Origin of the sequence: Streptacidiphilus neutrinimicus, from assembly GCF_000787815.1 — a bacterium.
GTDB lineage: Bacteria > Actinomycetota > Actinomycetes > Streptomycetales > Streptomycetaceae > Streptacidiphilus > Streptacidiphilus neutrinimicus.
Window position 1 is genome coordinate 1 of the sequence record NZ_BBPO01000102.1, and the last position, 8,598, is coordinate 8,598.

Here is an 8,598-nt window from a genome sequence, read left to right on the forward strand (position 1 = left end):
CGCCCGCCCGTATCCGCCCCACCCGGCTCCCGCGCCCGCCGACCCTGCGGCGGCCGTGGCCTCCTGGCCCGATCGGACCCCGGAACCCCGACCGGCGACGGCCGCCCCCGGGGTGGGCCGTCAGTCCTGGGAGGGCCACGTTCCCGAAGCCGCCGACCCTGCGGCGGCCGTGGCCTCGTGGCCGCCCCTCGTCCCGGACCCGGCCCTCCACCCGTGGTCCGCTCACGCGGCGTCGCCCGACAGCCTGGTGCCTCACCCTCCGGCGCCGATAGCGGCCTGGCCGCCCGGCGCCGCCGAGGCAACGGATGCGCTGCCTGCGTGGACCGGTCGTGAGGCGGAGCCGCTGGTCGCCCAGGGTCCGGACCTTGCTGTGCGCCCGTGGTCGGCGCACGTGGCGCAGCCCGTCGTGCCCGACGCCCTGTCGGCTCAGGCTCCGTCGCCCGGAGCGGCCTGGCCGCCCGGCGCCGCCGAGGCGACGGATGCGCCGCGTGCGTGGACCGGTCGTGGGGCGGAGCCGCTGGTGGCCCAGGGTCCGGACCTTGCTGTGCGCCCGTGGTCGGCGCACGTGGCGCAGCCTGTCGTGCCCGACGCCCTGTCGGCTCAGGCTCCGTCGCCGACAGCGGCCTGGCCGCCCGACGCCGCCGAGGTGGGCGCGGATGCGCCGCATGCGTGGACCGGACACGTGGCGGGGCCCCCTGAGGCGGCCGCTCCGGACCCTGCCGTGCGGCCGTGGACGGCGCACGCCGCGCCGCAGGCGACGCACACCGGTCAGGGGCCCCAGCCCCAGTGGCTCCAGCAGGAGCCCCCGTCCTCCGGGCAGGACCATGCTTCGGGGTTCGCCGACGCCGCAGCGGCCGGGACCGCCTGGTCGCCGGGCGAACGGCAGCCGCAGCCGCCGGCGGCCGGTGGTGCCGCCGAGGCGCCGTGGTCGTTGCGGCAGGTGATGGACCTGGCCGCCGCCGCGGAGCTGGGGGCGCGGCCGCCGGCGGCGAGCGGGCCCGCGCAGTCGCCGATCGGGCCGGTGACGCCCGGTCAGGCGGCGCGGTTGCAGTCCGTGCATCTGGAGCCGACGACGCCGCAGCCCCCGGCGGACGGCGCCGGGAACCCGTTCAACCCGCCGAGCCTGGTCGCCATGCCGCCGCTCGCCGACCACGCCCCGCGACCGCCCGCGCCGGAGGAGATCCGCCCCGCGGACGGCGAGCACGCGGGCGGGGACCCGGACGGGAACGGCCACGGGAACGGAGCCGCAGGGGAGGTCGCGCGTGTCCGTTGAACCCATGGACCGGCTGGCGTCGCTCGTCGTCGACGCGAAGATCGCGCGCGAGCTCAAGCGTCAGGTCGCCGGCGACCTGTTCGAGCAGCTCAGCAACGCGCCCTCCGCGTCCGGCGCTTCGGGCCTCTCCCCGGGCCCCGTCGACGCCGCCGGGCGGCGTCAGCGTGGGCGGGCGCTGATCGAGGACGCCGTGGCGCGCTGGTCGGACGCCCACGCCGTCGCGCACGGCGTCACCCCGACCAGGGAGCAGGACCGGGCGCTCGCCGAGGTCGTGTTCGACCTGCTCTTCCGCGCCGGCAGGCTGCAGCCCTACCTGGACGACCCCGACATCGAGAACATCCTCATCAACGGCTGCGACGACGTCTGGATCTCCAAGGCGAACCAGCCACTGCGGCAGGTCCCGCCCGTCGCCGACAGCGACGAGGAGCTCGTCGAGCTGCTCCAGGACCTGGCCCGCCGTCACGGCGGCGGCGAGCGCAGCCTCTCCGTCGCCAGCCCGATGCTGGCGCTGCGCCTCGAGGGCGGGATGCGGCTGCAGGCGATGACGCACGTGACGCCCCGCCCGTACGTCGCGATCCGCCGCCACCGCGTGCAGAACGCGACCCTCGGGGACCTGGTGCAGCTCGGCACCGTCGACTCGACGATCGCCTCGTTCCTGGCCGCCGCGATCCGCGCGCGCAAGAACGTAATGATCACCGGTACCCAGGGCGTCGGCAAGACCAGCCTGCTGCGCGCTATGGCCGGCGAGATCCCGCCCGACGAGCGCGTCGGCACGCTGGAGTCGGAGTTCGAGCTGTGGCTGCACACCCTCGGCCACCTGCGCCAGGTGGTTCCGATGGAGGCGCGCGAGGGCAACGGCGAACGCGTCGACGGGCGCCCGGCGGGCGAACTGACCATCGGTGAGCTGATCCCGGCCGCGCTGCGGATGACGCTGAACAGGATCATCGTCGGCGAGGTCCGCTCCGCGGAGGTCGTGCCGATGCTGCGCGTGATGACCAACGGCGAGGGCGGCTCCATGTGCACGCTTCACGCCCGCACCCCGCATATGGTCGTCGACCGCATCGCGGAACTGTGCCTGGAGTACGGCGCGCAGATGACCGACCAGCTCGCCCACCGGCTCACCGCCAACGCGCTCGACTTCGTCGTGCACGTCACGATGATCGACGAGACCGGCATCGGGGGACGCCGCCACCGGTTCGTCTCGCACGTCCTGGAGGTCGCCGGTCTCGGCGAGCAGGGACGTCCGGCGCTCAACACCGTCTTCGGCCCGCGCAAGGGCGGCGTCGACACGCAGGGACGCCAGGTGTGGCCCGAGCCGCGGGCCGTCCCGCAGACGCCCCCGGCCTGTCTGGACGACCTGCGCCGCGTCGGCTTCGACGCCGCGCTGCTGCGCAACCCCTACGGGACCTGGGCCGCCCCGCTCGGCCTGAGGGTCAACGGTGGGGACGAGCAGGGCGTCGGGGGTGTGGCATGACCGCGCTGCTCTGGGCCGGCAGCGGAGCGCTGCTGTTCGGCGGCCTGGTGGCCCTGTTCGTCTTCGCGCGGGGCTCGGACGATCCCGACCCCGGGCCGCGCCGCGCGCTGCGGCTGCCGCGCGCCGCGCAGGAGCAGCGCCGGGCGCAAGTCGTCCTGGCCCTGGGCGGAGCCGTCCTCGGCTGGCTGCTCAGCGGCTACGTGGTGTCGCTGCTGATCGTGCCGATGCTTGTCTTCGGCCTTCCGTGGTTCCTGCGCGCCACCATGACCCAGAACCAGGGCATCGACCGCCTGGAGGCGCTGGCCGAGTGGACGCAGCGTCTCTCGGACGTGCTGCTGCTCGGGCTCGGCGTCGAGCAGGCGCTGGTCAGCAGCCTGCGCACGGCCCCGGCCGCGATCGAGGCCGATATCGCGGAGCTCGTCGGCCGGATCCAGTCCCGGGTCAGCCCCGAAGAGGCGCTGCGCCTGCTGGGCGACCGGCTCGGCGACGCCACCGCCGACAAGGTCCTGGCCACGCTGCTGCTGCGGATCACCGACCGTGGCCCCGGCCTGGCCCGCGCGCTCGCGGACACGGCCGACTCGGTGCGCGAGGAGGTGCGCCAGCGGCGGGCCATCGAGGCCGACCGGGCCAAGCACCGCGCGACGATTCGCTGGCTGGTGCTGATCCTGCTGGCCGCCTCGGGCTTCATCGCCCTCAACCCGTCCTACGCGGCCCCCTACGCCAAGCCCGTCGGCCAGATCGTGCTGGCGGTGGTCGTGCTGACGGTGGCCGCCGTCGTGGGCTGGATGGCCTCGATGGCCACCCACCGGCCCGTGCCGCGCTTCCTGGAGGTCGACCGGCGCTCGCGGGTGCGCACCGCGCCGCGGACCGCGCAGGAGGAGGAGACGTGATCACCTGGTTGGTGCTGACGGGCGGGCTCATCGGTATCGGCGCCGCCCTGCTCGCAGCCGAACTGCGCCCTGCCCCTCCGCAGTTGGAGATGGCGCTGGACCGGCTGCACCCCGAGCCCGTGCTGCCCGGCGAGGCGGCGACGGGGGCCGCCGCGCCGGGCGGGTTCTACGAGGCGCTGGGCGCGCGGCTGCGGGACCTGCCCGGCGTCACGATCCCGCGGCGCGAGCTGGCACTGGTCGGCCGCACGCCCGAACGGCACCTGGCGCAGAAGCTGCTCAGCGCGCTGATCGGCCTGGTCGCGTTCCCCTACGTGGCCTTCACGGCGTCGCTGATGCACGTCTCCCTGTCGGTGCTCGTGCCCGCGTTCTGTTCGCTGGCCCTGGCCGCGGTGATGTGGTTCCTGCCCGACCTGCTGCTGCGCGGGCAGGCCGCCGAGGCCCGCGTGGACTACCTGCACGCCACCGCGGCCTACCTGGAACTGGTGGCGCTGGAGCGCGCCGCCGACCGCGGACCGGCGGAAGCGCTGCTCAGCGCCGCCCGGATCGGCGACGGGCCGGTGCTGCGCCGCATCGCGGCCGCGCTGGACCGTGCCGGACTGGAGCGCCGCCCGCCGTGGGACGGCCTCTCCGACCTCGCCGAGGAACTCGGCCTGATGCCGTTGCAGGACCTGGCCGACACGATGCGGTTGGCCGGCACGGACGGCGCCGCCGTCTACAAGACCCTCCGCGCGCGGGCCGCGAACCTGCGCTCGGAGCTGCTCTCCGACGAGTTGGCCAGGGCCAACGTGGTGAGCGAACGCATGGTGCTGCCCGGGACGATGCTGGTGATGATCTTCACCCTGCTCATCGGCTTCCCGGCGGTCTCCCGGATGATGCAATGACCGAAGGAGAAGTGACAGATGTTCCGTGGACGACGCGTACCGGACGCACTGCTTCCGGCGTACCTGGTGCGGGCCTGGATGGGGGCTCGCGCGGACCGGGTCAGGGCCCGCGCGAGAGAGGTGCACGGCACCCGCGACCTCGGCGCACTGAGCATCGAACTGGTGCTGCTGGTCATCGGGTTGATCGCGGTGGCGGGCATCCTCGTCGGCGTGCTCACGACCGTGATCACGGACAAGTCCGGCTCGATCAAGTGACCCCGGGTGACCGCGGCTCGTTCTCTCTCGAGCTGGTCACTCTCTTCGGGGTGCTGCTGCTCCTCGTGCTGCTCGTGGTGCAGGCCTCGTCCTGGTGGTTCGACCGTCAGGTCGCGCTCGGCGCGGCGCGCGAGGGCGCGGCCGTCGCCGCCGACACCCAGAACGGCGGCCAGGACCCGGTGCAGGTGGCCTCGGCCTTCCTGCAGCGCGGGGGCTGGCTGGTGGAGGACGCGCGGGTGGACCCGCCGGTCCAGGACCCGGCGGCGCGGACGGTCACGGTGACCGTCCACGTCCGGGTCCGGTCCGTGCTGGGCAGCCTGTTCGACGGGCCGGACATATCGGTTCCGGTCACCGTGCCGATCGAGCGTTTCGTCGGGGCGGGCGGATGAACGACGGGCGCAGGAGCGGGGGGAGGCGGGAGCACGGCGCGGACGAAGCCGGATCCCTGTCGCTGGAGACGGTGCTGGTGCTGCCGGTCATCCTCGCCTTCTTCACCTTCGTGATCGCCGTCGGAACGCTCCAGGACGACCGCGGCACCATGGACGCGGCCGTCCAGGCCGCCGCCCGGGCGGGTTCCCTCACCAGGGACCCCACACAGGTCCAGGGCAACGTGACCGCGGCGGCCGACGTGGTCTTCAAGCAGGGGGGATTGCCGGAGTGCATGGGGTCAGTGGGCGTGGCCGTCAACGGGGTCGGTGCGGCCCCGCCGAAGCCTCCGGCCGGCTACTACAACGTCGTCGAGGCCCGGGGAAGCTGCACGGTGCAGATCGACTTCGGCCTGCTGACGCTGAGCGAGCCGGTACGGGGCGACTTCACGTCCGTCGTGGACACCTACCGGGGCCAGTGATGGGCCCGGGACAGGCCGCGGACGACCAGGGGTCGGTCTCGTTCTTCGTCCTCGGCTGCGTCGTCGGCTTCTTCGCGCTCGCGGGCCTCACCTTCGACGGCGGCGGCAAGGTGCACGAGGCTGAGCACGCCGACGCGGTGGCGCGCGAGGCCGCCCGGGCCGCGTGCGAACAGGTCGACCCGAGGGCCGTGCTGAGCGGGGTCTACCGGCTCGACCGACCCTGGGCCCGGCAGGCCGGCGCCGCCTACGTCGCCTCGGCGCACATGAGCGGGTACACGCTGTCCTTCCCCCAACGCGACGTCTGCAAGGTCACGCTGACAGCGGACTACCGGACGCAGCTGCTCGACCTGATCGGCATCACCGACCTGCCCGTCACCGGCAGCGGACAGGCCAGATTCGTGTACGGCGTCACCGGCATCGAGGGGTGAGAGATGGTGCGCACGTTCCTCCGCGCGCTCTGCGCGTTCGTCACACTGCTCGCCCTGCTCGTCGGGCTGCCCGCCGCGCTCGGCTACGGAACCTGGGCCATCGCGCTCCAGGCGCGCCCGGCGCAGACCTCGCTGACGCAGGTGCTGACCACGCCGGACAACGGCAACCTCTTCCTGTGGGCGCTCGTCGTGGTCGGGTGGGCGGCCTGGCTCGCCTTCGCCCTCTCCGTGGTCGTCGAGATTCCGGCGCAGCTGCGCGGCCGCGTGCCCAGGCGGCTGCCGGCCCTCGGCTGGAGCCAGCGGCTGGCCGGCGGCCTGGTCGGCGCGATCCTCGCGATCCTGCCGATGGCGGGAGGCGCCCTCGCCGCGACGGGCGCGCCCGCACCCGCCTTGGCCGTCAGCGCGCCGGCCACCCCACACCGGGCGACCGCCCAGGCGGCTGACCAGTCCGCGCCGACGGCCGCGCCCGACCACGCCGCCACCTCCGGCCCGCAGTCGCAGCACCCGCACTACGTCGTGCGCGCCACCCGTCCCGCCGACACGCTGTGGGGCATCGCCGAGCGGACCCTCGGCTCCGGCGAGCGGTGGCACGAGATCGCCGCGCTCAACGAGGGCCGGGTGATGGACGCGGAGCACCGCGTCTTCGACGCGGAACGACCGCTGCAACCCGGCTGGAGGCTGCTGCTCCCGCGCGACGCGCAGGTTTCGACGTCGTCGTCCGCGTCCACGTCGGGTGCCACGGCCGCTCCGACCCTCGCCCCGTCAGCGTCGTCGTCGCCCTCCTCCCATGACGCTGAGGTGACGGTCCGTCCGGGCGACACGCTCTCCGGGATCGCCGAACGGGAACTGGGCAGCGCCGCGGACTGGCCGAAGCTCTACGACGCCAACCGCGGCGTGGCCGCGCCTGACGGGGTGAGGCTCACCGATCCGAACCTGATCGAGCCCGGCATGCGGCTCACCGTCCCCCAGCCGGACGGCTCGCAGCCCCCCACGCGCACGCCGACACCGACGCCGGTGCCGCCCTCGCACAGCCACAGCCCGGGCCCGAGCCCGAGCCCCGACCCGGCCCGGAGCGCGAGCCCGAGCGCCGCGCCGACCGACGGCGGGGGAGTGTTCACCCACGGCGGCAGCGGCAGCCCGACCGCGCAGCCCACGCCGAACACGTCGACCCCCGCTCACGCGCCGACGCCCGCGCCGGCCTCCGCCGCGCCCGACCACGGCGGGCACCAGTCGCCGGCGCAGTTCACCGTCGCCGCAGGCACCAGCGTGCTGGGTGCGGTGCTGCTCGGCACCGTCGCGCTGCGCCGATCCCGCCGACGGGCGGTGACGCCGCGTCAGACGCCCCAGCACCGCGCCTCCGGCCGACCGCCGAAGCCACCGCAGCCGGAGTCGCTGCGGACGCTGCCGGAGCCCCCGCTCGAGCCGGCCGTCGCCGCGCTCCCGCCCGTTCCGGCGCCCTCGCTCCCGCCGGTGCCGGTGCCGCCGCCCTCCGGCCCGTACGTGCCGACGCTGCCGTCCGCGGGGACGGGGGTCCCGCCGGTCGCCCAGCAGTCCGTCCGCGACCTCGACCTGCTCGGGCGCGCGCTGCGCAGCATGGCCCGCAACGTCGCACGGGAGGGGCGGCGGCTGCCCCCGATCAACGTCGCGCGGGTCACCCCGGCCCACACCGTGGAGCTGCACCTGATCGCCCCCTCGCCGCCGGTCGCCCCGTTCCGCGCCGCGCACGCGTCCACGGTGTGGTGGTGCACCCCCGACGCCCCGGGCCTGCTCGGCCCGGAGGCGGCGGCCGTCGTCCCCTCGCCGTACCCCGCGCTGGTCAGCCTCGGTGAGACCGCCGACGGAGCGACGGTCCTGGTCGACCTCGAGGCGATCCGCCTGCTGCACGTCTCGGGCGAGCCGCACGATATCGCGCAGGTGCTGCGGACGCTCGCGCTGGAGCTCACCTTCACCCCGCTCGCCGACCGCGTCGGCGTCCACGTCGTCGGGGTGGCGCAGGAGCTCGCGGCCGTCGCCGACGACCGGCTCGTCGTCCACCCGGACCTCGAACACGCCGTCGCGGCCCTCCAGCGCCGCGACGCGTCCGTGCGCAACGCCCTCGTCCAGGCGGGCGCGGCGACCCCGCGCGAGGCGCGCAGCCGCGGCCTCGGCGGCGACGAGTGGGCCCCCGAGGTCGTCCTCTGCGCCGGCTACCCGACCGGTGACCTGCCGGAGGCCCTGGGCCGCCTGCTCGACGCCCGTCCCCGCGGCAGCGTCGCCGTCATCACCGCCGCGCCTCCGCAGGGCGCCGGCCCCGTCGCCCGCTGGACGCTCCCCGCGTCCGGCCACGGCGTGGTGCCCGGGCTGGAGATGGACATCCAGCTCCAGCGCCTCGACGACGACACCTACCACCACTGGCTCCGCCTCCTGGGCGCGGACCTCGTCCCACCGACCGTCACCCCCGAGCCCCCGCACGCGTCCTGGCCCGAGATGGTCACCCCGTACCACGACGCGGCGCGCTTCCCCTCCTCCCGCTTTCCCGAGCCGGGCGCATGGCCCCCGGCGCCGGCCTCC

9 protein-coding genes are annotated in these 8,598 nt (G+C 75.3%); all 9 read left to right on the top strand.

All coding sequences use genetic code 11. The features are described from left to right. The first annotated feature begins 682 nt into the window (after positions 1 to 682). Positions 683 to 1,273 carry a hypothetical protein gene (locus TR48_RS34910; protein ID WP_152628346.1) on the top strand — a complete coding sequence of 197 codons (591 nt, stop codon included), beginning with the start codon at positions 683 to 685 and terminating at the stop codon, positions 1,271 to 1,273. Beyond that, positions 1,263 to 2,747 carry a TadA family conjugal transfer-associated ATPase gene (locus TR48_RS34915; protein ID WP_084730019.1) on the top strand — a complete coding sequence of 495 codons (1,485 nt, stop codon included), beginning with the start codon at positions 1,263 to 1,265 and terminating at the stop codon, positions 2,745 to 2,747. Before TR48_RS34910 ends, TR48_RS34915 begins: the two co-directional genes overlap by 11 nt. After that, positions 2,744 to 3,637: a type II secretion system F family protein gene (locus tag TR48_RS34920; RefSeq protein WP_042374598.1), complete on the top strand. Its 894-nt coding sequence runs from the start codon at positions 2,744 to 2,746 to the stop codon at positions 3,635 to 3,637. Before TR48_RS34915 ends, TR48_RS34920 begins: the two co-directional genes overlap by 4 nt. Then, positions 3,634 to 4,518: a type II secretion system F family protein gene (locus TR48_RS34925; RefSeq protein ID WP_042374599.1), complete on the top strand. Its 885-nt coding sequence runs from the start codon at positions 3,634 to 3,636 to the stop codon at positions 4,516 to 4,518. The genes TR48_RS34920 and TR48_RS34925 overlap by 4 nt, the downstream gene beginning before the upstream one ends. 18 nt (positions 4,519 to 4,536) lie before the next feature. After that, positions 4,537 to 4,773, top strand: a complete 237-nt coding sequence (locus TR48_RS44805; protein WP_042374600.1) for a hypothetical protein — start codon at positions 4,537 to 4,539, stop codon at positions 4,771 to 4,773. Continuing rightward, positions 4,770 to 5,162, top strand: a complete 393-nt coding sequence (locus tag TR48_RS45040) for a TadE/TadG family type IV pilus assembly protein (protein ID WP_052443301.1) — start codon at positions 4,770 to 4,772, stop codon at positions 5,160 to 5,162. The genes TR48_RS44805 and TR48_RS45040 overlap by 4 nt, the downstream gene beginning before the upstream one ends. Further along, entirely contained in the window at positions 5,159 to 5,620 is a 462-nt protein-coding gene (locus tag TR48_RS39490) for a TadE/TadG family type IV pilus assembly protein (protein WP_052443302.1), read from the top strand. The genes TR48_RS45040 and TR48_RS39490 overlap by 4 nt, the downstream gene beginning before the upstream one ends. Continuing rightward, positions 5,620 to 6,048 carry a pilus assembly protein TadG-related protein gene (locus tag TR48_RS34945; RefSeq protein WP_042374601.1) on the top strand — a complete coding sequence of 143 codons (429 nt, stop codon included), beginning with the start codon at positions 5,620 to 5,622 and terminating at the stop codon, positions 6,046 to 6,048. Before TR48_RS39490 ends, TR48_RS34945 begins: the two co-directional genes overlap by 1 nt. Positions 6,049 to 6,051: 3 nt before the next feature. Beyond that, positions 6,052 to 8,598, top strand: a 2,547-nt coding sequence (locus TR48_RS34950; protein WP_042374602.1) for a LysM peptidoglycan-binding domain-containing protein, incomplete at its 3' end; no start/stop codon positions are given.